Source organism: Woeseia oceani (assembly GCF_001677435.1).
In the GTDB taxonomy this organism is placed as follows: domain Bacteria; phylum Pseudomonadota; class Gammaproteobacteria; order Steroidobacterales; family Woeseiaceae; genus Woeseia; species Woeseia oceani.
In genome coordinates this window covers 1,955,638-1,982,559 of the sequence record NZ_CP016268.1, presented here as the reverse complement: position 1 = coordinate 1,982,559, position 26,922 = coordinate 1,955,638, and the positions used below count along the sequence as shown (strand labels likewise).

General features: G+C 57.3%; 24 protein-coding genes. 9 read left to right on the top strand and 15 right to left on the bottom strand.

The window, feature by feature from the left end:
* Positions 1–8: 8 nt before the first annotated feature.
* From ruvB to BA177_RS08775, 4 genes are read right to left on the bottom strand one after another with little or no spacing between them, the layout of a single operon-like run.
* Positions 9–1,058 carry a Holliday junction branch migration DNA helicase RuvB gene (gene ruvB / locus BA177_RS08790; protein WP_068615489.1) on the bottom strand — a complete coding sequence of 350 codons (1,050 nt, stop codon included), beginning with the start codon at positions 1,056–1,058 and terminating at the stop codon, positions 9–11.
* A 3-nt stretch (positions 1,059–1,061) separates the two neighbouring features.
* The gene (ruvA, locus tag BA177_RS08785) at positions 1,062–1,661 is read right to left on the bottom strand and encodes a Holliday junction branch migration protein RuvA (protein WP_068615487.1); all 600 of its coding nucleotides are present in this window, start codon (positions 1,659–1,661) and stop codon (positions 1,062–1,064) included.
* The gene (ruvC, locus tag BA177_RS08780; RefSeq protein WP_231892512.1) at positions 1,658–2,191 is read right to left on the bottom strand and encodes a crossover junction endodeoxyribonuclease RuvC; all 534 of its coding nucleotides are present in this window, start codon (positions 2,189–2,191) and stop codon (positions 1,658–1,660) included. Before ruvC ends, ruvA begins: the two co-directional genes overlap by 4 nt.
* Entirely contained in the window at positions 2,188–2,931 is a 744-nt protein-coding gene (locus tag BA177_RS08775; RefSeq protein WP_068615485.1) for a YebC/PmpR family DNA-binding transcriptional regulator, read from the bottom strand. Before BA177_RS08775 ends, ruvC begins: the two co-directional genes overlap by 4 nt.
* Before the next feature lie 153 nt (positions 2,932–3,084).
* On the opposite strand from BA177_RS08775, the gene BA177_RS08770 reads away from it, so the two are divergent.
* Positions 3,085–5,211, top strand: coding sequence for a RelA/SpoT family protein (locus BA177_RS08770; protein WP_068615483.1), 2,127 nt, complete (start codon positions 3,085–3,087; stop codon positions 5,209–5,211).
* A 9-nt stretch (positions 5,212–5,220) separates the two neighbouring features.
* Here the strand turns inward: BA177_RS08770 and lpdA are convergent, their stop codons facing one another.
* The 5 genes from lpdA to BA177_RS08745 form a co-directional block, all read right to left on the bottom strand.
* The gene (gene lpdA, locus BA177_RS08765) at positions 5,221–6,648 is read right to left on the bottom strand and encodes a dihydrolipoyl dehydrogenase (protein WP_068615481.1); all 1,428 of its coding nucleotides are present in this window, start codon (positions 6,646–6,648) and stop codon (positions 5,221–5,223) included.
* Between the two features lie 58 nt (positions 6,649–6,706).
* Entirely contained in the window at positions 6,707–7,948 is a 1,242-nt protein-coding gene (gene odhB, locus BA177_RS08760; RefSeq protein ID WP_068615479.1) for a 2-oxoglutarate dehydrogenase complex dihydrolipoyllysine-residue succinyltransferase, read from the bottom strand.
* Complete coding sequence (locus BA177_RS08755) at positions 7,945–10,827, bottom strand: 2-oxoglutarate dehydrogenase E1 component (RefSeq protein WP_068615477.1); 2,883 nt, start codon at positions 10,825–10,827, stop codon at positions 7,945–7,947. Before BA177_RS08755 ends, odhB begins: the two co-directional genes overlap by 4 nt.
* 243 nt (positions 10,828–11,070) lie before the next feature.
* Positions 11,071–11,532, bottom strand: a complete 462-nt coding sequence (locus BA177_RS08750) for a DUF5658 family protein (protein ID WP_068615475.1) — start codon at positions 11,530–11,532, stop codon at positions 11,071–11,073.
* Positions 11,533–11,596: 64 nt separating this feature from the next.
* Positions 11,597–12,112: a c-type cytochrome gene (locus BA177_RS08745; RefSeq protein ID WP_068615473.1), complete on the bottom strand. Its 516-nt coding sequence runs from the start codon at positions 12,110–12,112 to the stop codon at positions 11,597–11,599.
* A gap of 213 nt (positions 12,113–12,325) precedes the next feature.
* Here BA177_RS08745 and BA177_RS08740 point away from each other — a divergent pair, with 213 nt between their 5' ends.
* The gene (locus BA177_RS08740) at positions 12,326–13,513 is read left to right on the top strand and encodes an alkane 1-monooxygenase (RefSeq protein ID WP_068619135.1); all 1,188 of its coding nucleotides are present in this window, start codon (positions 12,326–12,328) and stop codon (positions 13,511–13,513) included.
* A gap of 135 nt (positions 13,514–13,648) precedes the next feature.
* Positions 13,649–14,476 carry a CPBP family intramembrane glutamic endopeptidase gene (locus BA177_RS08735; RefSeq protein WP_068615471.1) on the top strand — a complete coding sequence of 276 codons (828 nt, stop codon included), beginning with the start codon at positions 13,649–13,651 and terminating at the stop codon, positions 14,474–14,476.
* A gap of 11 nt (positions 14,477–14,487) precedes the next feature.
* Here the strand turns inward: BA177_RS08735 and BA177_RS18585 are convergent, their stop codons facing one another.
* Positions 14,488–14,679, bottom strand: coding sequence for a hypothetical protein (locus BA177_RS18585; RefSeq protein WP_156762755.1), 192 nt, complete (start codon positions 14,677–14,679; stop codon positions 14,488–14,490).
* Positions 14,680–14,931: 252 nt separating this feature from the next.
* On the opposite strand from BA177_RS18585, the gene BA177_RS08730 reads away from it, so the two are divergent.
* Positions 14,932–15,594, top strand: coding sequence for a hypothetical protein (locus BA177_RS08730; RefSeq protein WP_068615469.1), 663 nt, complete (start codon positions 14,932–14,934; stop codon positions 15,592–15,594).
* A gap of 103 nt (positions 15,595–15,697) precedes the next feature.
* On the opposite strand, the gene BA177_RS08725 is transcribed toward BA177_RS08730, so the two are convergent.
* Positions 15,698–16,888: an MFS transporter gene (locus tag BA177_RS08725; protein ID WP_068615467.1), complete on the bottom strand. Its 1,191-nt coding sequence runs from the start codon at positions 16,886–16,888 to the stop codon at positions 15,698–15,700.
* Positions 16,889–17,046: 158 nt separating this feature from the next.
* On the opposite strand from BA177_RS08725, the gene BA177_RS08720 reads away from it, so the two are divergent.
* From BA177_RS08720 to BA177_RS08700, 5 genes are all read left to right on the top strand, one after another.
* Complete coding sequence (locus BA177_RS08720) at positions 17,047–17,865, top strand: PHP domain-containing protein (RefSeq protein WP_068615465.1); 819 nt, start codon at positions 17,047–17,049, stop codon at positions 17,863–17,865.
* Positions 17,862–18,290 (top strand): alternative ribosome rescue aminoacyl-tRNA hydrolase ArfB, encoded by a 429-nt coding sequence (gene arfB, locus BA177_RS08715; RefSeq protein WP_068615463.1) that lies wholly within the window; start codon positions 17,862–17,864, stop codon positions 18,288–18,290. Before BA177_RS08720 ends, arfB begins: the two co-directional genes overlap by 4 nt.
* Positions 18,291–18,618: 328 nt before the next feature.
* The gene (locus BA177_RS08710) at positions 18,619–19,923 is read left to right on the top strand and encodes an amidohydrolase (RefSeq protein ID WP_068615461.1); all 1,305 of its coding nucleotides are present in this window, start codon (positions 18,619–18,621) and stop codon (positions 19,921–19,923) included.
* Positions 19,924–20,156: 233 nt separating this feature from the next.
* Positions 20,157–21,296, top strand: coding sequence for a protein adenylyltransferase Fic (gene fic, locus BA177_RS08705; RefSeq protein ID WP_068619133.1), 1,140 nt, complete (start codon positions 20,157–20,159; stop codon positions 21,294–21,296).
* A gap of 83 nt (positions 21,297–21,379) precedes the next feature.
* Positions 21,380–22,234, top strand: coding sequence for a hypothetical protein (locus tag BA177_RS08700; RefSeq protein ID WP_068615459.1), 855 nt, complete (start codon positions 21,380–21,382; stop codon positions 22,232–22,234).
* A 7-nt stretch (positions 22,235–22,241) separates the two neighbouring features.
* Here BA177_RS08700 and BA177_RS08695 read toward each other — a convergent pair whose 3' ends face one another.
* From BA177_RS08695 to BA177_RS08680, 4 genes are read right to left on the bottom strand one after another with little or no spacing between them, the layout of a single operon-like run.
* Positions 22,242–23,453, bottom strand: coding sequence for an ABC transporter permease (locus BA177_RS08695; RefSeq protein ID WP_068615457.1), 1,212 nt, complete (start codon positions 23,451–23,453; stop codon positions 22,242–22,244).
* A gap of 34 nt (positions 23,454–23,487) precedes the next feature.
* Positions 23,488–24,807, bottom strand: a complete 1,320-nt coding sequence (locus BA177_RS08690) for an ABC transporter permease (RefSeq protein ID WP_068615455.1) — start codon at positions 24,805–24,807, stop codon at positions 23,488–23,490.
* Between the two features lie 9 nt (positions 24,808–24,816).
* Positions 24,817–25,518 (bottom strand): ABC transporter ATP-binding protein, encoded by a 702-nt coding sequence (locus tag BA177_RS08685; protein ID WP_068615453.1) that lies wholly within the window; start codon positions 25,516–25,518, stop codon positions 24,817–24,819.
* 24 nt (positions 25,519–25,542) lie between these two features.
* Complete coding sequence (locus tag BA177_RS08680) at positions 25,543–26,649, bottom strand: efflux RND transporter periplasmic adaptor subunit (protein ID WP_197493397.1); 1,107 nt, start codon at positions 26,647–26,649, stop codon at positions 25,543–25,545.
* Between the last annotated feature and the right edge of the window lie 273 nt (positions 26,650–26,922).

Below are 26,922 nucleotides of genomic sequence, written 5' to 3'. Positions count from 1 at the left end.
CCAGGCGTTCAGGGTTGTTCAAAAAGCGGTAGTTCGGGAATGGCTTCGCGAACCGGTGGTGTCAAGCCAAAATGCAGATACGCGTTGCGCGTAGCGACGCGGCCGCGGGCCGTACGCATCATGAAACCCTGTTGAATCAGATACGGTTCCAGCACGTCCTCAATCGTACCGCGTTCCTCCCCCAGGGCCGCGGCCAGGCTTTCCACACCGACCGGGCCACCGTCGAACTTGTCTATGATGGTCTGTAGCAGGCGACGATCCATCGCGTCAAAGCCGTGCGGATCAACTTCCAGCAGGTCCATGGCTCGTCGGGCTATATCACCCGTTACAAGACCGTTGCCTTCAACTTCGGCAAAGTCCCTTACCCGCCGTAACAATCGATTGACGATCCGAGGTGTGCCGCGTGACCTGCTCGCGATCTCGCCGGCACCATCGCTTTCGATCGGTAAACCCAGGATTTCAGCCGAACGATTGGCAATGGATTCAAGGTCCGGCGCGGCGTAAAACTCGAGACGTTGCACGATGCCGAAGCGATCCCGCAGCGGTGAGGTCAACAGGCCAGCGCGCGTGGTCGCGCCAATCAACGTAAACGGCGGCAGGTCGAGTTTGATCGAACGTGCTGCAGGGCCCTCGCCGATCATGATGTCGAGCTGAAAATCTTCCATTGCCGGGTACAGCACTTCTTCAACCACCGGACTCAAGCGGTGAATTTCGTCGACAAACAGAACATCGTTCGGTTCGAGATTGGTGAGTATGGCGGCCAAATCACCCGGGCGCTCCAGGACGGGGCCTGAGGTCTGCCGCATGTTGACTTTCATTTCGTTGGCGACGATATGCGCCAGCGTGGTTTTGCCCAGGCCCGGTGGGCCAAAAATCAACACATGGTCGAGCGCTTCTTCGCGTTGCTTTGCGGCGGTGATGAAAATGTTCATTTGCTGGCAGACTTTCGGCTGCCCAACATAGTCGGCCAGCGTGCGGGGCCGAATCGCTCGGTCGAAATGCCGGTCTTCGTCCCGCTGCACCGCGCTGGTCAATCTGTCGTGTTCAATAGCCGACATTGCTTATGCCCCCTGGCCCACGGTTTGCCGCAGCGCCTGACGAATGATGTCTTCGGAGGTCATGCCATCGGTATCCATTTTCGCCAGTAATCGTTTGATCTCGGCCGGCTTATAACCAAGGGATGCGAGCGCGTCAAACGCTTCCGTCCGAGCATCGCTGACGGCATTCGGCTTGTTGATCTGCGGCAATCCTTCGGCGGCTTTGGCCAGCTTGTCGCGCATTTCAATGATCAGTCGCTCCGCCGTTTTCTTGCCCACCCCCGGAATCTTGACCAACATCGCGGTATCTTCCAGTTGTACGCAACGCGCAAAGTCGCCAACGCTCATCGCCGACAAGATCGACAGCGCCATCTTCGCGCCGACACCGCTGACTTTCAGCAACGTCCGGAACAGCAGCTTTTCATCTTCTGTCGCGAAGCCGTAAAGAACTTGTGCATCCTCGCGCACCAGCAAGTGCGTGAACAGACTGACATCCTTACCCAGCGGCGGCAAGTCAAGAAAGGTCGACATCGGCGTTTCGATTTCGTAGCCCACACCATTGCAGTCAACAATGATTTGCGGCGGCTGCTTGTGCGCCAGCGTACCTCGCAACATCCCAATCATCGTATGACTCGCATCTCGGCAACATCGTTCAATCGCACGTGCATTCGTTGTCGGTGCGCGCAACAGAGTGCGGCTGCCAAAGCGTCGGCAGCGTCGGCAGATGGCGCACCGTCCAGTGACAACAAGGAAGTTACCATGTGTTGGACCTGTTCCTTGGTAGCTGCACCGGTTCCTACAATCGCCTGCTTGATCTCACGAGGTGCGTACTCGTGGACTTCCGCTGCCATACAAAACGTTGCACACAGGGCTGCTGCCCGGGCTTGTCCCAGTTTCAGTGCACTGCCGGCATTCTTGTGTACGAACACACTCTCGATAGCGACAATTTGCGGCTGGTACTCGGCCACTATCTCGCCAATAGACTGGAAAATCAGCTGCAACCGTTCGGGGAAACTGCCGCGCGCACTTTGCACGGAGCCACTGGCCACGTAAGTCGTGAGCTTGACGTCAACGTCAATGATGCCGAAACCGGTCAGCCGGGAACCCGGATCGATGCCCAATATTCGCTGCTTGGTTATCGGCGTTTTGCTCACAGTTGTGCCAGCACATCGTCCGCGATGTCAGCATTGCTGTAGACGTTTTGCACGTCATCCAGATCCTCCAGCATTTCGAGCAGTTTAATCATCGTTGCGGCCTCATTGACCCCAAGTTCCGCGGAGGTCGTAGCGCGCATCGTCAACTCGGCACTTTCGGGTGGCAACTCAGCGGCGCGCATCGCATCGCGTACGGCTTCGAATTCCGCAGGCTCTGTGATGACTTCAACGGACTTGTCCGCATCGACGACGACATCTTCAGCGCCCGCTTCGATCGCCGCTTCCATGATGGCGTCTTCATCGCTGCCACTCGGGTATGACAGCAGGCCGACATGGTTGAACAAATAGGCAACAGAGCCGTCCGCACCGAGATTGCCGCCAAACTTGGAGAAAGCGTGCCGCACTTCCGCCACCGTGCGATTGCGGTTGTCCGTCATGCAATCAACCATAACCGCCGTGCCGCCCGGTCCGTAACCTTCATAGCGGATCTCGAGATACTCGTCGCCGTCCATATCGCCCGAACCACGTTTGATCGCCCGATCAATATTGTCTTTCGGCATGCTTTGCGCTTTCGCTTTGTCGACTGCGAGACGCAAGCGTGGGTTGGCCGTCAAATCGCCACCACCTATCCGGGCTGCAATCGTGATTTCGCGTATCAGCTTTGTGAAGAGCTTGCCGCGCTTCTTGTCCTGGGCGCCCTTGCGGTGCTGAATATTCGCCCACTTACTATGTCCGGCCATTCGCCTTTTTAAACCTGTGTGAAAATTGTGACTAGGTATGTTAGGAAAGCACCGCGTAGCCGCCGTTGTCCAACGGACGGGTAGCGAGTACCAGCCAAGCTGCGCGTATGATAACGGTTCTGGATTAGGTACACACCACCGAAAGACACCCGAATGACGACAAGTAACGCAGAAAATCGAGGAAACAGCGACGAACACGATGCGATCGTCGCCAAAGCACGACGCTTCGTGGATAGCCGGTCGAAATCAGCGGCAATTGTTGCTTGCCGCGACGAAGGCGAAGCCATTGCAGAGATTCTGGCGCCCTTCGAAATCAGCGGACCGTTGCTGGCCGCGGTCATTCTGTACCCACTGCTCCGCGACCTGAACACGGCGCCCAACACGGATGAAATCGATCCGCAGGCCCTTGCGCTTGCCGACGGCCTCGTGCACTTGAGTCGATTCTCGCTACCGACTGACTGGAAGCCCGGTGCTGCCCTCGCAACCCCGCAATCGGAAGCTCTGCGCAAGATGTTGCTCGCCATGGTATCCGATGCCCGCCTGGTACTGGTCCGGATAGCCGAACAGCTCTATCGCCTGCGCATGGCGAAAGACGTCGACATCGCAGAACAGCAGCGCCTGGCAATGGAAACACGCGAAATATACGCGCCTTTGGCCAGCCGGCTCGGTATCTGGCAGCTCAAGTGGGAACTGGAGGATCTTGCCTTTCGCTACCTCGAGCCCGACACCTACCGGGAAATCGCCAAGGGCCTCCGCGAGCGGCGCAGCGAGCGTGAGGCATTTATCGAAACCATCATTGCCGAACTGCACGAAGCCCTTGCCGCCAGCGACATCAAGGCGGAGATCAGCGGGCGACCCAAACACATCTACAGTATCTGGCGGAAGATGCAGCGAAAAAACCGCGGCCTCGAACAGATTTTCGACATGCGCGCGGTACGCATCTTTGTTAATGACGTGCGCGAGTGCTATGCCGCACTGGGTGTTGTGCACAATATGTGGCCTTACCTTCGCGGCGAATTTGATGACTACATTGCCAACCCGAAAGGCAACAACTACCAGTCACTGCACACCGCAGTGATCGGTCCCGGTGGGCGCACCCTCGAGGTTCAGATTCGTACCCATGACATGCACCGCCACGCGGAATTCGGTGTCGCGGCTCACTGGCGCTACAAAGAAGGTGGCGGCCCCGTTGATGCGTTCGATCAGAAAATTCGCTTCCTGCGCAATCTGCTCGATGCCGACAGCCCCGATGGTGACCTGCTGGAACAGATCCGGGATGAAGTCTTTGAGGACCGGGTATACGCCGTCAGTCCCAAAGGCGACGTTGTTGAATTACCTGCGGGAGCAACCCCGCTGGATTTCGCCTACTACGTGCATACCCAGGTAGGCCATCGCTGCCGCGGCGTCAAGGTCAACGGACGCATCGTCCCGCTGACCTACAAAGTGAAAAATGGCGACCAGATCGATGTCATTACCAGTGGCGAGCCCAACCCAAGCAGGGACTGGATGAGCCCGCAACATGCCTACCTGGCCAGCGGCCGTAACCGGGCAAAGGTCAGAAACTGGTTTCGGCAGCAGGACAAGGAACAAAACCGACGCCAGGGCCGCGAGATACTTGAACGCGAATTGACGCGTTTGAATATCAACGACATTCCGCTGGAGCAGATATCGAAGTACATGAAGTTCGACAACGTTGAGAGTCTGTGTGTCGCCCTCGGCGCCGGCGACTCAACGCCGTCATCGGTAGCCAGCGCCATTCAGAACCTGCGCGGTGACCAGCAGCCGGACACGATCCGCACCCGCCGGATCCCGGAGACCAAAGCCACCGGTGCGGGACAAATAGCGGTCAGCGGGGTCGGCGATCTGCTATGCAATTTTGCCCGCTGTTGCCGGCCCGTTCCGCCTGAAGCGATCAGCGGTTATATAACCCAGGCACGAGGCGTCAGCATTCACCGCGCTGACTGCCGAAATTTTCTGAGCCTGAATTCCCGCAGCCCGGAACGGGTCATTTCGGTCGATTGGGGGGAGCCTGCCGGGGCTACTTACCCGGCCGAGCTGACCATCCGCGCCTTCGACCGACAGGGTTTATTGCGCGACATCAGCAGTGTCTTCACTGACGAAAAAGTCAGCGTTGACACAGCAACGACGCGGACAGACAAGAAAAACCAGCAAGTCGTCATGGAACTGAAGCTGTCCGTCCCGGACCTGGCTGCACTGAGTCAGTCGATCAGTCGTATTCTGCAGCTCCCCAACGTGACGGATGTCACGCGAGGGAGCTGACCTCTTAACTTAACGGTTTGGGTAATTCAAAGCCCGGTTGTCGACCGCGAGAGCCGCTTCATGCATGGCCTCGGTCAGGCTCGGGTGGGCATGAACCGTGCGTTGAATGTCTTCTGTACTGGCAGAGAATTCCATTGCCAGCACGGCTTCAGAAATCAATTCGCCTGCCATCGGACCGACGATGTGCACGCCCAATACTTCATCATCATCGACAGCTGACACAATTTTGACCATGCCCGCGGTTTGCTCCATGGCCTTGGCACGGCCGGAGGCAGCGAACGGGAACGAACCTGTCTTGTATTCGCGGCCACTTTTCTTGACCTCATCCTCGGTCTTGCCGACCCAGGCAATTTCCGGTGACGTATAAATGACCGACGGGATCACATCGTAGTTCAATTCTGCAACTTCACCGGCAATCAAATCTGCCGCCATGACACCCTCTTCAGAACCCTTGTGTGCCAGCATCGGGCCACGAACACAGTCGCCAACGGCATAGACGCCCGGTACTGAAGTGCGGCACTCATCGTCAACCTTGATGAAGCCCCGTTCATCGGTATCGATACCCGCGTTGTCAGCAAGCAGGCCGTCTGTAAACGGCCTGCGGCCAACGGCGACAACAAGCTTTTCAACCGTCATGGATTGCTTGCCGTCCTTGTCGTCGTAATCAACCTTGACGCCTTTGCTGCCCGCTTTGGCGGCGGTAACTTTGGCGCCCAGCTTGATGTCCAGACCCTGGCTCTTGAATTCTTTCGCCGCGACCCTGGCAACGTCCCTGTCAGCCATCGACAGGAAGTCGTCCATAGCTTCGAGGATGGTCACCTTGGCGCCCAGCCTGGCCCATACACTGCCCAGCTCAAGACCAATCACGCCAGCGCCAACCACACCCAGGGTTTTCGGCACCGCATCAAACTCAAGCGCGCCCCAGGAATCGACAATGCTGCCATCGGTCCACGGCGCGACTTTCAACTCGATCGGTGTCGACCCAGTGGCAAGAATGACGTGTTTCGCATTGATCGTTTCCGGCTTGCCATCGACCGGCGTGAATTCAACCTGCTTACCGGCCAGCAGTTTGCCGTGACCAACCAGGCCTTCAATTTTATTCGCCTTCAGCAAGCCAGCGATGCCGCCAGTCAATTGCCTGACGATGCCGGCTTTGCGCTTTTGCATAGCCGCAATGTCCATCGTTGGCTCGGATACACGAATACCGTGTTTCTTAAATTCGTGCGCTGCACGGTGATAGAGCTCAGAGGATTCGAGCAAGGCTTTCGAAGGAATGCAGCCGGCGTTCAGACACGTGCCACCGAAAGCATTCTTGCCATCGTGATTCTTCCATTCGTCGATGCAGGCCACTTTCAACCCGTGTTGCGCTGCCCTGATTGCAGCAACGTAACCCGCGGGTCCGGCACCAATAACGACGACATCAAAACTCTTGCTCATAGCGATTTCTTAAGCCCCTCTAGTGATTTGCGACTGAAATACGGCAATGACCGGATAGTCAGACCTGTAATAACAGGCGACCCGGGTCTTCCAATGTTTGCTTGATGCTTACCAGAAACTGTACAGCCTCTTTGCCATCGATAATGCGATGATCGTAGGTCAGCGCGAGGTACATCATCGGTCGAATCTGTATTTCGCCATTCACGGCCATCGGCCGTTCCTGAATCGAGTGCATTCCGAGAATCGCGCTCTGCGGCGGATTCAGAATCGGTGTCGACAGCATTGAACCGAAGATACCCCCGTTGGTAATCGTAAACGTACCACCGGTGAGATCATCCATGCCGATCGTCCCTTCCCGAACTTTATTACCAAGGCCGGCGATCGTGCTTTCCACCTGGGCGAAGCTTAGCTGATCTACGTCTCTTACGATCGGCACCATCAAACCACGCTCAGACGATACCGCGATGCCAATGTCATAGTAGTCATGATAAATAATGTCATTGCCTTCGACCGACGCATTGATCACCGGGAACTTCTTCAAGCCTTCTACGGCAGCTTTTGCAAAGAACGACATGAAGCCCAGCTTCGCACCGTGTTCTTTCTCAAACGGTTCCTTGTAGCGCTTGCGCAGCGCCATCACTTCAGTCAGGTCGACTTCATTGAATGTCGTCAGCATCGCCGCAGATTGTTGCGCCTCGACCAGGCGTTCAGCGATACGGGCACGCAATCGGGTCATCGGCACGCGCTGTTCTGTCCGTGTAGCAACGCCCGCAGCAGTTCCTGGCGCGGCTGCATTCGCATCACCCGGTGCAACATCCTCGTCACTGTGGCTCTTCAGGTATTTCATGACATCAGACTTGCTGACGCGGCCATCCTTGCCGCTACCCGGGATGACACTGACATCGAGATCATGTTCATCGAGCAAACGGCGGACAGACGGGCTCAGCTTGTGTGCGCTGCTGCCTGCTGGCTCCGAGCTGGCGACGCGCCCGCTGGCATCTTCCTCTGAATCAGGGGTGGTAGCCGCGGGTTTCTCAGCGCTGCTGCTATCTGCAGCCACATCGCCTTCTTCAAGTACGGCCAGCAAGTCACCTGCGGTAACTGTCGTGCCATCCTTGATCTTGATCTCTTTCAGGATACCGGACGCAGGCGCCGGAACTTCCAGGACGACCTTGTCTGTTTCCAGGTCAACGAGGTTTTCGTCGCGCGAAACAGAATCGCCAACTTTTTTGTGCCAGGCGACCAGCGTTGCGTCGCTGACTGACTCGGGTAACTGCGGTACCTTGATCTCTATGCTCATTTACTTTTCCGTGCCTTTTTGGCTGCTTGCTTCGACTTGGCGGCTTTCATTTTAATGTCCAAAGCCGCTTCAACGAGTGCTTGCTGTTGTTGCATGTGTAATTTGAAAATACCGGAAGCTGGCGCAGCTGCGCTGGCTCGACCGGCGTAATAGAGGGTTTGTTCGTCATTCAGCGATTCCTGCAGACGATGACGAATCTGGTACCAGGCGCCCTGATTTTGCGGCTCTTCCTGACACCAAACAATATCTCGCACCTCAGCGTACTGTTCAATGATCGCCGCGTATTCATCAATCGGGAACGGGTAGAGCTGTTCTATCCGAACCAACGCGACATCGTCAACGCCGTGCACTTCCCGCGCTTCGAGCAGGTCGTAATACACTTTGCCGCTGCATAGCACGACACGCCGTGTGTTCTTCGGCGCAATCTCGCCCTGTTCCGGAATGATCGTGTGAAACCGGCCTTCCGACAATTGCCGCAACGACGACGTCGACAACTTGTGTCGAAGCAGACTCTTTGGCGTCATGACAATAAGCGGCTTGCGGTAGCGACGCAGCATCTGCCGGCGAATCATGTGGAACATCTGTGCCGGAGTCGATGGCACGCAAACCTGCATATTGTGTTCAGCACACAATTGCAGGAAACGCTCGAGACGTGCGGAAGAATGCTCTGGCCCCTGCCCTTCGTAACCGTGCGGCAGGAACAAGGTCAGGCCGCACAAGCGACCCCACTTCGATTCACCGGAACTGATGAACTGATCAATAACCACCTGGGCGCCGTTGCAGAAATCACCGAACTGGCCTTCCCAGATTACCAGCGTGTTGGGTTCGGTGGTCGCGTAACCGTACTCGAAGCCCATTACCGCTTCTTCAGACAACAATGAATCGATCACCCGGAAGGCGCCCTTCCGTTTGGAGATATGCTCCAGCGGCACGTACTCCTGGCGGTTCGATTGATTGTGCAACACCGCGTGGCGATGGAAGAACGTGCCGCGACCGCTATCCTGACCGGTCACCCGGCAGTCAAATCCTTCGTCCAGCAGTCCTGCGTAAGCCATCGTCTCGGCGAAGCCCCAATCCATCGGTACTTCGTCAGCAGCCATCCGCTCACGCTCACTGATGATGCGTTGTACGCGACCGTGCAAAACGAAGCCATCGGGTAATGTTGTGATTTTTTTCGAAAGTTCGGCGACTTTCTCCGGGCTAAGCGTCGTATCCACCGGATCGTCCCACTCGGCATCCGTATACGGTGACCAATCCACCGTGAACTCATCACCGATCATTCCCAGGTGCGAACGTGGCACCGGTTCACCGCGATCGAGCCGGCCGCGGTAGTCATCCTGCATTTTGCCAACACCGGCGGCATCGATAACACCGGCACTGATCAAACGTTTGGCGTAACGTTCGCGGGTGCTCTCGTGATCGCGAATGCGGGAGTACATAACGGGTTGCGTCGCGCTCGGCTCATCGGCCTCGTTGTGACCATGCCGGCGGTAGCACACCAGGTCGATCACGACATCCTTGCGAAACTTCTGCCGATACTCGAGCGCCAGCCGGGTCACGAACATGACGGCTTCCGGATCGTCGCCGTTGACGTGGAATATCGGCGCTTCGATCATCTTCGCAACGTCGCTGCAATAGGTCGTCGAACGGGCGTCCTGCGGACGGCTGGTGGTAAAGCCGATCTGGTTGTTAATAACAATGTGTATGGTGCCGCCGGTACGGAAACCATTGGTTTGCGACATCTGGAACGTCTCGGTTACGACGCCCTGACCCGCGAATGCGGCATCACCGTGTACCAGTATCGGGATAACCAGGCTGCGATCCTCATCGCCGCGCCGCTGCTGCCGCGCCCTGACGGAACCTTCGACCACCGGATTCACTATTTCCAGGTGTGACGGATTAAACGCCAGTGCAATGTGCACGTTGCCACCTGGCGTCTTCATATCCGCCGAGAAGCCTTTGTGGTACTTGACGTCACCCGAGCCCTTCATTTCGGCCGGGTCGACATTGCCCTCAAATTCTTCAAACAATTCTTCCGGCGATTTGCCCAACACATTGACCAGGACATTGATTCGGCCCCGGTGCGCCATGCCGATTACGATTTCTTTGGCACCAGCCTCACCGCTCTTCTGAATCAACTGATCCAGCATCGGAATCAGGCTTTCGCCACCCTCGAGGGAAAAGCGCTTCTGACCGACGAAACGGGTATGCAGGTAGCGTTCAATGCCTTCTGCGGCTGTCAACTGATCAAGTAGCCAGAGCCGTTCTTCCTGGTCAAAATCCAGTGAAACCACGCCATCTTCAAACCGTTGGCGCAGCCAGAGCCGCTCCCGTGCACGCGATACGTGCGCGAACTCGGCGCCAATCTTGCCGCAGTAGATGCGCTTCAGCAGCGCCAGAATATCCGCCAGCTTCATCCGGCGGTTGCCGGTTCCAGCCAGCCCCCCGGTATAAAACTCGGTGTTCATATCGGCCTCGTTAAGACCGAGGTAGTCGAGCTTCAACACGCCGGGCGTGTGCCGCTCCATGATGCCAAGCGGATCAATGTCGGCAATCTGGTGCCCACGCAGGCTGTAGACCTGAATAAGGCGGGAGACGGCAGCCTGTTTCTGGCTCGCATCGATGTCCAGCGTGCCACTCCTGGCCGCTGTGCCGACGCCACTGCGCTTGCCGCCGCGGGCGTCCAGCGCCAAACGCTGGCGAATCGGGGAATGCGGAGTATCCCGACCACCGTCCGCGATGCCGCGAAAATAGTCGCGCCAGCCGGCCGCGACCGAGTCCGGATTCTCCAGATACTGCTCGTACAGCGTTTCGATGGCGGCAGCATTGCTACCGAACAAGGGTGTAGTTGCGTATTGCTCTTTCAGGGAATTGCTCATGCGGAGGTCGAGCCTCGAACCAGTGCGTTGCCAGCATTGAGGGACAGCATAGCAGCCGTCCAAAAAAAAGGGCGCTAGTGTAGCCCATGCCCGTTAGGCATGGAACGAAAATAACCGCCGGCAACAAAGACTTCGACGCGGAAAGGACTGTGTTCCCGTTTCAGGCTGACACGGCCGGCGACTCGCTTGGATTATCGCGGCCTTGGCGGCCGGGTCAGCGGCCACAGGTCACAGTTTCAGGATTTACTGGATTTCCCAGAGCATAACCAGTTCGTAGCAAATCAGGCAGGCGTACATTGAGAATACGACGGTCAGCACCGCGCCTGCCCTGACGAAATTCAGCAGCCTCGCCCGGGCAAGAAAAACCAGCGCCAGCACGCCGAACGCCGTCAGGGCCATCTTAATGGCGGCAAATGACGCCATGCTTTGCTGCATCGCGCGATGCATCAACGGATTGGCCTCGTTGGCCCCTAAATCAATAAGTGTCAGGGTCATGAATGCATCCGCCGAACTGAGCAACATGATGCCAATGGAGAGAAAGAACAGCCACGGGTGGTGCCAATCACTGAACAACGGCTCACCCTCGGCGCTGCGTCGATTGCTGCGGCGACGCGAACGTACGAAACCCAGGACTACCGTTCGCCAGTTAAAAGTGCGTCGATCAGGGCGGGACCGATAATCGGGGTGGTGAGCAACTCTTTCCATTCTCTAACTCCTGTTTCTTTCTGGTCTTGCTTGCATACTGTTTGACTACGGCCGACGCCGGAATTCAGTTATTTTCCGTTGCAGCGGACGTTCGCCGCAGCAAACTGGCGATCAGGGCATTGCGATCGTCGGGGTCTTTGATGCCGCCGAACGCCATCGCATTGCCGGGCAGAAACTGTGACGGGTAAGTCAGCCAGGCGTCGAGCGCTCTGGGTGTCCAGACGAATTCCGCCGTGCTCAACGCACGGGTATAGCCGAAATCCTCGAGACTCCCGGCCCGGCGTCCGAACAAACCGTACAGATTGGGACCCAACATGTGGCCGCGGTCCGGGTCAAAACTGTGGCAGCTCGCGCACAGCATCAACAGGCGATCACCCAATTCCGGACTGGCATTGGCGTATTCGGGGGCACTCAGATACTCGGACACCGGTCGAGGGTCCTGGATGCCCAGCGTCATTGCGGTCAATGCGGGAGGCCCGGCATCACTGGCGCGGGGCTCACATGCAGCAAGGAACAAGCCACTGGCGACAACGATCAATGCTCGACACAGTCGGCGCAGGCCGACCCGGTAGTACGACACTTTCCTGGTAACTCCTCGAATCAGAAACGCAATTGCTCTGTATACCCAGCAAGCTCCATGCCAGTAACGTAATACCTTGTTTCACAGCGTGTTTTCAAGTTCCGCGTGATCACCTCGCAGTGTCTTTGTATAGTAGGCCGACAGTTTGCGTACGCCGGACCTGCGCGAACCACAGGACATCGGTTGTTGCTGGTCCCGACGGAGAACAATCCTGTGACTACCTACACGGCAACCGCCGCCGACGGCACCGTGGTGCACTACCGCGACGGCAAACGCTGGCTCTGGGCGCTGTCAGTCCTCTACCCGCTGCAACCGTTGCTTGGCATAGGCATGCATGCGCTGACCGGCACCGAATACTGGCTGCTTCTGCCACTTGCGATCACATTCGCAGGATTAAGCGTCCTTGATGCGATCATCGGTGAAGACCAGAACAACCCGCCCGAAGCCGTCGTCATGGCCCTTGAACGCGATCATTACTACAAGTACCTGACCTACGGCGCCGTCGCGATGCACGTCGCCAGCCTGTTCGGGACCGCGTGGTGGGCAGCCAACGCCGCACTTTCGGCATTCGGTTATTTCGCGCTCGCGGTGGTTGCGGGGATGACGGCGGGTCTTGCCATAAATACAGGGCATGAACTGGGCCACAAGCGCAGCCGCCTGGAACGCGGCCTGTCACGTCTCGCACTGGCTTTGCCTGCCTATGGACACTTCACGATCGATCACAATCGCGGGCATCACATCGCCGTGGCCACACCGGAGGACTGCGCCAGTTCACGCATGGGCGAGAACATTTACCGCTTTGCAATGAGAGAGATTCCCGGCGCGATGCGGCGGGCGTGGGCCATTGAACGGGAGCGGTTGGCATTGAGAAACCGGCCGGTCTGGCATTGGTCCAATCAGATTCTGCAGTCCTTCCTGCTGACGGCCCTGCTACAGGGCTCCATCGTGATGTACTTCGGCCTGTCGCTATTGCCGTTCCTGCTCATTCACAATGCGTTTGCGTATTGGCAACTGACCAGCGCCAATTACATAGAACACTACGGACTGCTACGCAGCCGCGACACCAGTGGTCGCCTGGAACGTTGCCAGCCGCATCACTCCTGGAACAGCAACTACCTTCTGAGCAACCTGTCGCTGTTTCACCTGGAACGACACTCGGACCACCATACTCACCCGCTCCGCCGCTACCAGTCACTGCGACACTACCCCGACCTGCCCACCTTGCCGACCGGTTATTTCGGTGCCTACCTGCTGGCCTATGTGCCGTGGCTTTGGTTTCGGATCATGAACCCGCGCCTGCTGGCACTCCCGCACGTGCAGGGAGATCTACGCAAAGTGAATATGCACCCGCCTTATTCGATCAAATTGGCGCGGCAAAGCCACACCCCCCGGTCCAGCTAGACGTCTGCCGTTCGGTAACTCCGATCTGAAGAGACCGCGATATCTATTACTGTCCTTTTAAGCAATTTTCACCGATTGCGGCTGCAAAGCCTTTCCAAAAAAATGAGAGGCTGTGTCAGGAATACGAGTTACTTGATGCCACCCGAATCGCCATTGGCAAACAATCGAACGGGCTCATTAATTTCGTTGGTGCTTCTTGCGGAGGTATGCGCGCTCTGCTTGCGATCGTGGCTGCAAGGTCAGTTTGAATCTAATGGCATTTCGAATTCAAAAGACCTCAGCTACCTGATTGTGCTCCCTATCTTGTTATTCGTACTCGCCCCAGTTCTGCGTGACCATGGGCAAGTTATTCTTCAAAAATTGCGCCCCAAAGATCTCAGCTTACGAATCATTGGGACAAGCATTTTGCTGGGAATAGCGCTTCGGGTCACCTACTGGAGCGGCATGTTAGTCGCTGCCACTGCCAGCCTGCCGAAAGCCGCGGTAGAACACCTTAATGAAACAGCGCACATTTGGTTTAGTTGCCCCGGAACGTCAACACTTGCGCTGCATTTCCTCGTACTTGCACTGCTCACGCCCTTGATCGAAGAAGCAATTTTTCGCGGCTGGCTACTGCACTGGCTTTCGCCGCACGGACGCTGGGTTGCCATCGTCGCGACTGCCACGCTTTTTGCTTTGCTCCATGTATGGCAATCCATCCCTTTCGCTTTCGTCTTCGGACTCTTCGCTGCAGTTTATGTTCTGAACACAGGTAGCCTTTGGGGGGCCCTTATTGTGCACGCGACGTTCAATAGCCTGATCGCTCTTGATTGGCTCTGTATGCACTATGTTTGGCAACCTACAACGCAAACGCCCGCAACTTTATTGACCGGAATCGCAGCCCTTTCCATTGGAATCCTGGCATTACTGGCCAGCATCCTGCTGGTCCGTTCGAAAGTCGCCGGGCATGCACCCGACGACTAAACGTCGAGCCTCTAGAACGCGTTCGCAACTCTCTCAATCACATGAGAGACCGCAGCGACCGCTCCCTCGTAGATATTGATCAGATCACGACCAACCCCGCCGGAATTGGTTACGCCCATGAGATCATTACCCGAGCTCTCTGGCGTGCACGTTCCTGTGCCACCTGCAACGGTGCAAACCTCTGCTGTAGTTAAAGTACGCATAGCATCAATCTCCTTATCGATGAATAGTCAGAATGACTGTAAATGCGCGTCCTGCGCCCAGTCAGCATAGTTCCGCGCATTCACCACGGTCTGCCGCTGTTTCTCGACGAAAATCACGGAAATACCGGGAAACCCGCAACTTCCCGGGTTTTCCTGCCTTGCCTGTGAACCGGCTCACAGTTCCCAAGGTGAGCCACGTTTAGGCTTTTCCTCTGACTTATTCGTCGCCAACTCAACACACCGGATACTGATATGAAACCTCGCTACGCAACCGTTCTCGCAGCAGCAGCCCTGCTTTTCGCGGGTTCCTCCGCTTCCGCCAACGACAACCTCTGGTTCGGCGTCAAAGCGGGAACGCTCGGACTGGGCGTGGAAGCACGTTGGCAGCCCATTCCATGGATGGACTTACGCGCAGGATTGAATCGGTTTGATTTCGACGACGATGGCGCGCAAGCCGGCATTGCATATGACGCAACACTCGAACTTGATACTGTCTATGCAACCGCAAATCTCCGCTTCCCGCTGAGTCCAATGCGTTTGTCAGTCGGCGCCTTCAGCAACAACAATCAGCTGGTCATGGCCAGCCGTGAAGCGGACAGCTTTATTATCGGAGGACAGACGTTCAGCGGCGACGAAGTCGGCCAGCTGCGCAGCACCAGCTCGTTTGACAGCGTATCGCCCTACCTCGGACTTGGATTCGATTTCGAACTGGCCAATCGCATCGGCCTGAATCTTGATCTTGGCGTCCTCTGGCAAGGTGAACCCACAGTTACCCTGACCTCAACCGGCACACTTGCTGACGACCCTACGTTTCAGGACCGGCTTGAAAGCGAACGCCAGGAACTGCAAAGCGAGGGCGAAGACTTCAAGGCATGGCCGGTCGTTTCGCTCGGACTCCACTTCAACTTCTTCTGAGCGCGCGCATCAGCGGGTAACGGGGCTCGGCCTGGGGTTCTTGCGCCTGGAACGTTTCCCGTCTGCCCTGAACCCGACCGGTGCCGGCCCGATAGTCGCCGGACTAGGCTGCTTGCGGAGCCACCTTGCGCAACAGGCTGTTGCCCCGGACAAAATACAAACTGATCAAGGTCACTGCCAGCAATGGCAGTGGCAGCAACACCAACGTGTGCCAGCCATAAAGATGGATCACCGTGCCCGCCAGCAAGGAAGCCGTGGCTGAAGTACCAAAGACACTGAACTCATTCACTGCCTGCGCGCGGAAGCGTTCGTCCAGACTGTACGTAAGTGTCAGCATGGTTGTGCCACCGACGTAGAGAAAATTCCAACCGACGCCCAGCAGTACCAAAGCCCACCAATAGTGCAGCATGCTATGGCCCTGAAGCCCCACCAGGCATGCCCCCAGCAAGGCAACAGCGCCGACAGCCATCAGGCGAATCGTGCCAAAGCGTTCCAGCAGAAAGCCGGACACCAGCGACGGCAAGTACATCGCTATAACGTGACTCCGAATGACGCGCGCGGTTTCATCGAGCGCATACCCGTCGTTGATGTGCATACTGAGTGGGGTCGCCGTCATGATAAGCGTCATCACGCCGTACGCCGCCGTGCCACAAAGCACGGAAGCGATGAACAAAGGCTGCCGGACTATCGCCGCAAGCGGCCGTCCTGCACCAGCCACGCTGCCTGCACTCTCTCCCCTGAGCGGCTGCAACAAACTGAACAGCAACGCCTGCACAACGTACAGCACCGCGAGGCTAAGCAACGTACCTACGTAGGGAGTATCACCCCAGGCCGCACCACGTGACACCAGCTCCGGCCCTACAAATGCGCCACCAATCGCACCGAGCAACACCAACGAAATTGCCCGCCCGGCATAACGTGGGGCGACGCTTTCCGCGGCGGCGTAGCGGTATTGCTGTGAAAAAGCCATGTTGATTCCGAACACTGATGCCGAAACGATGAACCAGCCGAAACTGACCGTCTGCAATGCATGCGCCGCCATAAGCACGGAAGCGCCCGCGGACACCGACGCCATGGCGAAACCGGCGCGACGCCCGATGCGCCGCATGAGCAGACTCGCGGGTATCGTAGTCGCGGCAACACTGACGACCATCATCGAAACCGGCAAGGTTGCAAGCGCCGGATTACTGCTCAGTGACGAGCCAATAATACCGCCGAGGGTGACCAGTACGATTGAACCTGTGGCCGAAATCAGCTGGCAAAAGAAAAGAACTGTAAGGTTTCGAGTAGACATGAGAATGTGACCGGCCAGGCTCGTTCAGAAATCATCCGCGCGCCGCGACGTTCTCACATTTCCTGCGCGAGGTCACGAAGGATCACGAGAATTGTTGCGGTGTCCGTAGTTGCTGTGCTGAAGTGACGGTCTGCTTCAGTCATTACGATAGAAACAATATGCGCTTCGACCTGCATACTCACACGACTGCATCGGACGGTGAACTGTCGCCCGCCGAACTGCTGTTACGCGCCACTGACCAGGGGCTTACCCACATTGCGATCACGGATCACGATACGGTGGCCGGCTATACTGACCTCGAAGTTCCGGAAGGGCTTTCGCTTATACCGGGGATCGAATTTTCCAGCCGTTGGCGAAAGATCGGTGTGCATATCGTCGGGCTGAACATCGGACTGGACCACCCCACCCTCACTCAGGCGATTGCACAGCAGCAACAGGTGCGAGTTGAGCGTGCACAAACCATTGCCGAACGACTGATGAAGTTGGGCATCGAAGACCCGCTTCCCGCTGTCACTGCCCTTGCCGGCGGCAGCAACATCGGTCGCCCGCATTTCGCCCGTCACCTCGTTGCCACGGGCAAAGTCAAGAACATTCGCGAAGCGTTCAAAAAGTACCTCGGGGCCGGCAAGGCCGGAGACGTTAAGCAGACCTGGGCGCCCTTTGACGAAGTGGTGGGCTGGATCAACAATGCCGGCGGTATCGCCGTCCTTGCCCACCCCGCGCATTACCGCCTGACTCAAAGCAAGTTGCAGGAGCTCGTTGCCGACTTCGCAGACGCAGACGGGGCCTCCATCGAAGTCGTGTCGGGAAGCCAGGAACCCACCGTAACCCGAAAATTATCCAGCCTCTGCAACGACTTTGACCTGCACGCCTCCGTCGGTTCCGATTTTCATCGAGCGGACGCCCGTTGGGCGGAATTGGGTCGGTTCGCGGCCTTGCCCGACACCTGCCAACCGGTCTGGGATCTGTGGCAATGACGGGGCCGTTAGAGATAACGCCAGAGATTGTTATTCCACTAAGCGAACTGGAAATGAACGCGATCCGTGCGCAAGGCTCTGGCGGGCAAAACGTCAATAAAGTGTCCAGCGCCATTCACTTGCGGTTTGACTCGCAGCTGTCGGCCGCATTGCCCGACAAATTGAAAGAACGCTTGCTGCAGATTTCGGATCAACGGGTCGGCAAGGACGGCGTGATCGTTATCAAGGCACAGCGCCATCGCACGCAGGAACAGAATCGCCGCGAAGCAATGGAACGCTTGCGTGAGCTCCTGTTGCCGTTATTGCACACGCCCAGACCCCGCAAACCTACGCGGCCCAGTAGGCGCGCCGTTCAGCAACGAATCAACGAAAAAGTACACCGCGGGAAAGTCAAACAGACCCGGGGCCCGGTGCACGACGACTAAGCCACCCCGGAACTCTCGCCAGTACAGTCCCGGCCAGCGCCAAATGCAGGCGAACCACTACCCGCACCAACAGCACTAAAAAGCTGGACGGGCGAACCTCAAAGCCCTTGGCATCATCGCAGTGACGTGCAGTTCACCGTTGCTTGCGTCGCCTGGACCACGAATGCTTTACCTCGAATCCAATCCCGAATTTGCCGGGCCGCGTCGTTGCCTGATCGTTGCCAGACGGCACGGGCCATGCTCGACCTGCTGGCACGGAGTCCAAGCTCTACGCGGTACCCGACGACTGCTATAGTGACGCCACATCTGGCTCTTGCGGAGGCATGCCATGCTACGACTGACGACCGTTACCGTGTTTTGTGGACTTGCGTTTGGTGCTCTGGCTCAGGATGCCAAACCGCAGCTCGAAGCTTCACTGGCTGAAATCGAGCCACAAGTGATCGCGTGGCGCCGGGACCTGCACGAGCACCCGGAACTGTCCAACCGGGAGTTCCGTACAGCGGGAATCGTCGCCGAGCATTTGCGTGCCCTGAATTTCGATAGCGTCACGACCGGTGTGGCGCACACCGGGGTAGTCGGCATTCTCCGCGGCGGCAAACCCGGTCCGGTCATTGCGTTGCGCGCCGACATGGACGGCTTGCCGGTACAGGAACAAACCGGACTCCCGTTCGCCTCCAAGGCGCGCGGTGAATTCAACGGCCAGGATGTCCCGGTCATGCATGCCTGCGGTCATGACACCCACGTCGCGATGTTAATGGGCGCAGCCTCCGTACTGGCCAAACACCGCGAGCAGTTGGCCGGCACCGTCAAATTCATATTCCAGCCAGCCGAAGAAGGTGCACCGGCCGGAGAAGAAGGTGGCGCGGCCCTCATGATCAAGGAAGGCGTACTTGACGGCCCGGACGCTCCGGTTGCCATCTTCGGCTTGCACGCCTGGCCAATCACGACTGGAACGCTCAACTACCGCTCGGCCGGGTTCATGGCCGCAGCGGACAACCTGGAAATCACCATTAAAGGACAACAGACCCACGGCTCGGCGCCGTGGGCAGGGGTAGACCCTGTTTACATCGCGGCACAGGTGATGACCGCTCTGCAAGCCATACCCGGGCGGCAGCTGGACATTACCCGCGGCCCGGCGGTCATCACGATCGGCTCTATCCACGGTGGCGTGCGCGGCAATATCATCCCCGACGAAGTCACCATGGCCGGCACTATCCGCACGTTCGACGAAGGGGTACGCGAAGAACTGCATGCAAAACTGCGGCGCACTGTCACCAGCATCACTGAAGCCGCCGGAGGCACCGCGGAGATTACGATCGACGGCTATGCCCCGGTGACCAGTAATGACCCCGTGTTGCTGCGGACCATGATGCCCACGCTCGAATGGGCCGCCGGCCCATCGAAGGTACTCGAGCACCCGCCCATTACCGGCGCGGAAGACTATTCACTCTTTCAGAAACGCATTCCGGGCTTGTACCTGATGCTGGGCGTCAACCAGCCCGGGGTCGCCGCAGGTCAGGCCTCGCCCAATCATTCGCCCAAATTCGATGCCTACGAAGGCGCCCTGATCACCGGCGTGCGTGCACTGGTTGGCTTCAGCATGGACTACGCCGCAGCCCACCCCGGCGATTAGACATAATGCAACCGGGGCACGGCGGCCTGCTGCGGGTGCCGCTGGCCGTCGACTGGGTCACGGATGTGTCGATGCGATCAACCTATACTGCATTCGTGTCGAAATTTTATGACAATTTCGACACGTTTACCTCACAGGTCGATCGCATCGACATTCGGAACGAATATGTCGACGACCCGACCTTTTATCGACCAATAGCTGTCCGAGCCTCGCCCGGACTCGCGGAGACCCGCATGTCGCAGTTCGATCCGGCCAAACCGTACAACGACTTGCCACCCCTGCCGCCCATGGTCGGGCAGATCGAATCCACTCCCATACTCAAGCGCTGTATCGACGCCAGAGTGGCCCTCGCCGAGCTGAAGCAAGCAGCCGAGTTAATCCCCAATTCGGCCGTACTGGTCAATGCACTGCCCTTGCTCGAAGCGCGAGCCAGCTCCGAAATCGAGAATATTGTCACCACCACCGACAAACTGTTCGAGTTTGCCGATATCGCTGAAGACAAGGCAGACGCCGCCACGAAAGAAGCACTGCGTTACCGTTCAGCGCTATACGAAGGCTCGAAGATGGTCCAGCGGCGCATGTTATCGACAGATATGGCTATACATATCTGCAGTACTATCAAAGACATAGAGCTTGATCTTCGTGCAGATTCTGGTCTAACGCTGAAGAACCGGGCCAGCGGCGAGGTCATCTATACGCCACCGGAAGGCCAGAAGCGTCTGCAAGCGCTGCTCGACAACTGGCAAGACTTCATGCATCGCGCTGAAGACATTGACCCACTGGTCAGGATGGCCGTGCAGCACTACCAGTTTGAGGCCATTCATCCTTTTGCGGACGGCAATGGCCGCACGGGGCGAATAATGAACATCCTGTTCCTCGTCGAACAGGGATTGCTCGATTCCCCTATTCTCTATCTCAGCCGCTACATTATTCGCCACAAGAGCGACTATTACCGGTTGTTGCTGGAAGTCACCCGCGATCAGGCCTGGGAGGCGTGGATCCTGTTCATGCTCAAAGGGGTCGAAGAAACCTGCGTCTGGACCACAGACAAGATCAAAGCTATCCGTGAGCTGATGCAACACACCGCGGAGTACGTGCAGTTGAAACTGCCCAAGATTTATTCCTGGGAACTCGTCCTGGAGCTCTTCAAGCAACCGTATTGCCGCATTGGCTCCCTGGTATCCGCCAAGGTTGCGAAACGGCAAACGGCGTCGGTGTACCTGAAGCAGTTGTGCGACATAGGCGTGCTCCGCGAACTCAAATCCGGCCGCGAAACGCTGTTCGTGCACCCCAAATACATCGAACTGCTAACCGGCGAGGAAAACGTATGGATCTACTATGCGGGCGCCGAACAAGATGAGGCGGATACTTAAGTGAAGGCCATTTTCAGTGGAGACAGAACAGCCGAACTGGCACAATCAGCGCCAGTCTTGCCCCTCCTGGGAACGTATCTCGTTTGGTAGCCGGCCAGTCAAAACTGTTTAGAGCCTTCAAGTACACGGTCTACGGACTGCTGACGCTCAACGTCTGGCTATTCTTCAACGAAGAATGGGCGGCCTCTGCACTGCGCTTCGGTGACGGAATAGCGTTCGCGGATATCATCGAAGGCTTTGCGGCAACGATCGACACGGCCGCCTGGGTCGTGCTGCTGCTCATGTTTGAGCTCGAAACCTACGTCCTTGAAGATCGTCATATCACCCGCTTCGTCGGCTGGGTACTGCAACTGTTGCGAGTGCTGTGTTACGCGGTTATTTGCTACGCGTTTTTCGGTTATGTGACCAAGTTGCTCTTTCTGATGCAGGTCACCCCGTTCACGGCAGTTACCGATCTGTGTGCATCCGCCGTGCAGAATTGGGCCTACGCCACCGATCTCGACCAGTACGAAATGATCACGGCCGGCACCTGCGAGTCGTTCACCAGCAGCAATCAATTCGTGCGTTTTTATGGCATGAATGCCTTGGTCGACACCGACGGTTACCGGGAAATCCTCCGCCTCGCCTGGGTCGACGTCATCAATGCCGGTGTCTGGCTTGGGGTCGTGGCTGTACTTGAAATGGACGTGCAGCTGCAGACCCGCGAACGCCTGCACGGACGTATTCAAACACTGAGTAACTGCGCCAAATACGTCATGTACAGTTTGCTGTTTCTGGCGGCTGTTTACTGGGGCTTCAAAGGCGACTTTGTCGACTTCTGGGATGCTTTTCTCTGGCTGGTCGCGTTCGTCTTCATTGAATTGAACGTAGTGCAGTGGCAACAGGAAGATGAACGGGCGGCAAAAGAAACAGGCGCCGCCCTGCTCGGCGACGCCTGAGGGCGCATCAAACCGCCCGGGTGGCTACGGCAGGCGGTACCAGGCTGGCCCGGCGCGCCGGCCCCGCCGCCGCTATCTGGCCGACGAGCCAGAGCATCAGCATGGCCGCCGGTATCAGGTACCAGGAAATGCGGGTAAGTTCGAACGCTTGCACCATCCAGACATTCAGCGCCACGCTTAACACTGCACCCGCCGCGATCCCAACGGAACTGACCAGAAAATTTTCCAGCATGAAATAAGCCAGGATAGAGCCACGGGTTGCGCCCAGCGCACGGCGGGTTCCGATCTGCCGGGTCCGCCGGCTCACATTGAAACTCGCAAGACCCACGATTCCGAGGCCGGTTATTCCCGTCAGCAGGAGCGCGGTAAACGACAGCAGGGTCACCAACGCTGAATCACCGAGATAACTGCGGCGGCGGGTCTCGTTCATCGTGCGCATTCTTTCCACGATTCGACTCCGGTTGCTTGTGGCCAGCATTTCCTCGACTCTGGGCATCATCGAATCGAGCAAGCCCGGCTCTACGCGAATGACGTACCGTACGTAAGGGTCCTGCCGAATCATTGGCATCAGGATTGAGCGCTCCACTCCATCCCAACCGTTCCAAGGCGCCTGCAAGCGCTCGACAATCCCAATGATCTGCACCGGGTCGTTTTCGTTGATGTACACCGTTTTGCCAACGACGCTGCCCCTCTCATCCGGGAACAACGTGTCAGCCATTGCACGCGTGATGATTCCCTGCGCGGGCAGCCGGTTGCTTTGCGGATCACTCCAGACTATCTCGTCCTCACGGAAATTGCGGCCTTCAACCAGATTCACGCCCAGTGTTTCTATACCGTTCTGGTCGGTAAAATAGAGCGCAACACTACTCCCGTCGCTGGAAAGGCCGGGCTCTCGGGACAAAGCCATGGACCAGCCGCCACCGCGCAGCGGTACCGAGTTGGTGCTGATCGCATTGACCACGCCCGGCAACGCACGCAGATCGCGAAGGTCATTCTCAATTAATGACCGATAATTGACGTCCTTACCGAAAGCATGGCTCGAAATGTAGAAGATATTATCTTCATCGACGCCGGAGGGCCGTGACATCAGCCGTGAACGCTCCTGAATGATCGCAATCGCATTGACGATGATCGCCATCGTTACCGCAATCTGCAAAGCGATCAGAATGTAGCTTGACTTGCTGCGCATCAATGCGCGCCAGATCGGTCCTATGTTCATGACTTATTCTCCAACGCTGATCCGGGCTGCCTGATCACAGCGTTTTTAACTGACTGGCGGGCTGAATCGCGCACGCTTTCCACGTCGGGTAAAACGCCGCCGCCAGTGATGACAATACTGCGAGAGTAACGGCGGCCAGGACCATGACCCAGTCCATAACCACCAGCTTCCCAATGAAGTCCAAACCTGAATACAGATTGCGTATGCCCTGCAAACCAAGCCAGGTCAGTCCCACCCCCAGCACACCGCCGCTAACACCGATAAGACTGGCTTCCACGATGTACTGGGTAAACACCGTGCGCCGTGAAGCGCCAAGGGCGCGACGCAGGCCTATATCGCCCGACCGTCGCAGCACCTTCGCCAACAACAGTCCAATAGTGTTAAGCAGGCAAACAAGCAGAAACAGCACCGCCAACACCAACAGTATGCGGACGCTTTCATCCACCACCTCTTGATACTGCAAGTGTTCAGTTACGCTGCGCAGCCGATTGTTAAGCGGTCGCGGGAAGCGACCTACCGCCTTTTGGGATTCCACGTAGGCGTTCAGAAAATCCGTATATTCGGCGTACTCCTCCGAACCATGGAGTTCAACCCACATCTGCATCCAGGCGCATTCCGAATTGAGGAAGGCTGGCCAGCCGCCGTCGGGAATCGGTTTCCAGCAATTGGTGTTGCCATTGTTGTACATCTCATTAGCGACGCTGGTGCTGAATGGCAGGAACAGTGATTCCGCATCGTTAAACGCACCAACGGTCACGTCATAGAACTTCGGTACCGGTGACCAGTCATCGATAACACCGGTAACCCGGTACAACTCGCCGTTCAGGCGCACCTGGCGGCCTGTTGAGTCTTCACCGCCGAACAGCTTTTCGTTCAGTTCGCGGGACAGCACAACAACAAACTCGCGACCATCATCTGCACCCTGGTCCCAACCGCTGCCGTACAGGAAAGGCACATCGAACATGGCAAAAAATTCGCGGCTGGTACTGCGTGACGGGATACTGAAAGGCAGTGCGTCGTCGTCGGTCGGCTCGACAATTCGACTCGACGAGTAACTGATAACCTGACGCCGTGCTTTAGCTGCTGCAAGCAGTGCTGTCGCGTCCAGGTACGTAACCTGATCGGGCGGCTCGTTCGGTTCGTTGGCCGGCTCATCCGGTCCCCAGCTATCAAGCTGGACGTAGAACAGTTGCGACGATTTCTGCGGAATCGGATTGCCGCTCATGATGTAGTAGATGGTCACCATGCTCATGCAAGCCCCGATGCCCACAGCGATGGCCGCTACCATCAACCCGCTCAGAATTGGATTCTTGCGTATGCTCAGTACGCCAAGCTTCAGATAATAGGCAAACATTGCGATACCTCAGGCGCTTGCTGCGGCGGCCAGTTCAAGGGGCAACTCACCAACGCAAATCTGACCGTCACGCACAAAAATATTGCGTTCCGCGCGGGTCGCCAGCGTCGGCTCGTGGGTCACCATGATGATGGTTGTCCCTTTGCTGTGAATGTCACACAGCAGATCCATCACACTGTCTGCCATCCTGGAATCCAGATTGCCGGTGGGTTCGTCGGCAAGCAGAAAGCGCGGCTCACCGGCAAGCGCCCGGGCGATGGCGACGCGTTGCTGTTGCCCGCCGGACAATTGCGACGGCAAGTGCTTGCGCCGCGATGCCAGACCGACCGTATCGAGCACTTTTTCGATTCGACGCGCACGCTCCGACGCAGTGAAACCACGGTAGCGCAGCGGAACATCCACGTTGTCAAAGACATCCAGCTCCGGAATCAGGTTGAAACTTTGAAAAATAAAACCGATCTTCTCGTTCCTGAGCCGTGACCGCTCCCGGTCGTTAAGCGTGGCTACATTGCGGCCGTCGAGTTCATAAGAACCGTCCGTGTATTCCTCCAGCAATCCGGCGATATTGAGGAACGTGGACTTACCGGAACCGGACGGGCCGGTAACCGAGACGAACTCCCCTTCGCCTACTTCAAGCGAGAAGTCCCTGAGCGCGTGCGTTTCCACGGTGTCGGTGCGGTAAATTCTGGATAGGTTTTTCATGCTCAGCATTTCGCTACTCCTGTACGTGCTGGCTCAGTCGGTAATCTGGACGATCTCGGCGCCCCTGAATTGATCGATACTGGAAATAATGACGCGGTCGCCTTCGGACAGCCCGCTAACGACCTGCACAGCGCCGAGGCTGCGCGCACCCAGTTCAATGGAACGGCGCTCAGCCAAACCATTGCCATCAAGTACGTAGGCAATACGCCCGGCGCCGCTGTCCAGGAACTGGCCACGCGCCAACATCAGCACGCCATCCAGTTCCTGAAGCAAAATGCGGGTTGTTAGCTGCTGGTTTTGCCGAATATTGGGTGGCATCCCGTCGCTGAAACGCAGTCGACTGCTAACCTGATTGCCAATAATCTCGGGTGACACGGCGACGACGGTTGCCGAATAACGAGAATTGCCCGCCACAATTTCTGCACTGATACCTGGCGCAAGATCATCCGCGTAGCTTTCCGGTACCAGGGCTTCGACTTCGAACTGCGACAGGTCAACAACAGCCATTACCGGCGTATCCCGAGCCACTGCTGCTTTCTGTTCGACCAGCAAATCGCCCACGACACCACTAACGGGTGATTGAATGACCAGTCCGTCTACCTGCCGTTGCAACTCATCGACCCGCAATTTTTGTCGGGCCAGAGCGAGTTCTGCCGCCCGCAGTTCGAAAGCGATTCGTTCGGCAAACAGATTGGCGTCAGCCACGGCATGCTGATGCGCCAGTTCAGCGTTACGCAGGTCATCCTGTGCTTTCTCAAAGTCCAGGACGGCTATGACACCCACCGCATTGGCCGCGTCCGCTCGCCGCTTCTCACGGTTTGCGGCTACGAGTCGAACGTTAGCCAGATCGGCTTCCTTTTGTTTTTCGAGGCGCTGCTGCCGGGATTCGATACGTTGACGTTCGAGTTCAACCGTTTGTTGTTCAAGCGTGGAGCGAGCTTGATCGAGCTCGCTGGTCAGTTCAGGGCTGTCGATTCGTGCCAGAATCTGGCCTTTTTCGACGGCAACGCCCGCATTGACCGCGAGCGTGATTGTGCCGGCGGCGGGCGCGTACAAGGTCGGCCGGACAGCGGCGACCACCCGGCCCTGCACTGACACATCGCGCACCAATGTTCCCCGGTCCACTTGTGCAATTCGCAATCGATCCGCCGGCACGGTTACCGTGGCATTGGCCCAGCGCTCAACAACCGGTACGGCTATCCAGGCAAGCGCCAGCAGCGCAAATAAAACAGCACCGCCAAGCAGCGGTGTTCGCAGGCTACGGCCACGTTCTATGGCAACGTCCTGCCCAGAGGTATCGGCGATTTTCAGAGTCGTTCCCTCTACGTAGCGGATGATTCGCTATGACTGCATTCATTCGGTTTGCCAATGAGATGCACGTAGGCGCAAAAACGTTGTAACGTTTGCCAATTT

Excerpts from the sequence above, each read along its gene's own strand:
- ruvB (WP_068615489.1), bottom strand. The coding sequence starts at position 1,058 with ATGTCGGCTATTGAACACGACAGATTGACCAGCGCGGTGCAGCGGGAC.
- ruvA (WP_068615487.1), bottom strand. The coding sequence starts at position 1,661 with ATGATTGGGATGTTGCGAGGTACGCTGGCGCACAAGCAGCCGCCGCAA.
- BA177_RS08775 (WP_068615485.1), bottom strand. The coding sequence starts at position 2,931 with ATGGCCGGACATAGTAAGTGGGCGAATATTCAGCACCGCAAGGGCGCC.
- BA177_RS08770 (WP_068615483.1), top strand. The coding sequence starts at position 3,085 with ATGACGACAAGTAACGCAGAAAATCGAGGAAACAGCGACGAACACGAT.
- lpdA (WP_068615481.1), bottom strand. The coding sequence starts at position 6,648 with ATGAGCAAGAGTTTTGATGTCGTCGTTATTGGTGCCGGACCCGCGGGT.
- odhB (WP_068615479.1), bottom strand. The coding sequence starts at position 7,948 with ATGAGCATAGAGATCAAGGTACCGCAGTTACCCGAGTCAGTCAGCGAC.
- BA177_RS08755 (WP_068615477.1), bottom strand. The coding sequence starts at position 10,827 with ATGAGCAATTCCCTGAAAGAGCAATACGCAACTACACCCTTGTTCGGT.
- BA177_RS08750 (WP_068615475.1), bottom strand. The coding sequence starts at position 11,532 with ATGGAAAGAGTTGCTCACCACCCCGATTATCGGTCCCGCCCTGATCGA.
- BA177_RS08735 (WP_068615471.1), top strand. The coding sequence starts at position 13,649 with ATGCCACCCGAATCGCCATTGGCAAACAATCGAACGGGCTCATTAATT.
- BA177_RS18585 (WP_156762755.1), bottom strand. The coding sequence starts at position 14,679 with ATGCGTACTTTAACTACAGCAGAGGTTTGCACCGTTGCAGGTGGCACA.
- BA177_RS08730 (WP_068615469.1), top strand. The coding sequence starts at position 14,932 with ATGAAACCTCGCTACGCAACCGTTCTCGCAGCAGCAGCCCTGCTTTTC.
- BA177_RS08725 (WP_068615467.1), bottom strand. The coding sequence starts at position 16,888 with ATGTCTACTCGAAACCTTACAGTTCTTTTCTTTTGCCAGCTGATTTCG.
- BA177_RS08720 (WP_068615465.1), top strand. The coding sequence starts at position 17,047 with ATGCGCTTCGACCTGCATACTCACACGACTGCATCGGACGGTGAACTG.
- arfB (WP_068615463.1), top strand. The coding sequence starts at position 17,862 with ATGACGGGGCCGTTAGAGATAACGCCAGAGATTGTTATTCCACTAAGC.
- BA177_RS08710 (WP_068615461.1), top strand. The coding sequence starts at position 18,619 with ATGCTACGACTGACGACCGTTACCGTGTTTTGTGGACTTGCGTTTGGT.
- fic (WP_068619133.1), top strand. The coding sequence starts at position 20,157 with ATGTCGCAGTTCGATCCGGCCAAACCGTACAACGACTTGCCACCCCTG.
- BA177_RS08695 (WP_068615457.1), bottom strand. The coding sequence starts at position 23,453 with ATGAACATAGGACCGATCTGGCGCGCATTGATGCGCAGCAAGTCAAGC.
- BA177_RS08690 (WP_068615455.1), bottom strand. The coding sequence starts at position 24,807 with ATGTTTGCCTATTATCTGAAGCTTGGCGTACTGAGCATACGCAAGAAT.
- BA177_RS08685 (WP_068615453.1), bottom strand. The coding sequence starts at position 25,518 with ATGCTGAGCATGAAAAACCTATCCAGAATTTACCGCACCGACACCGTG.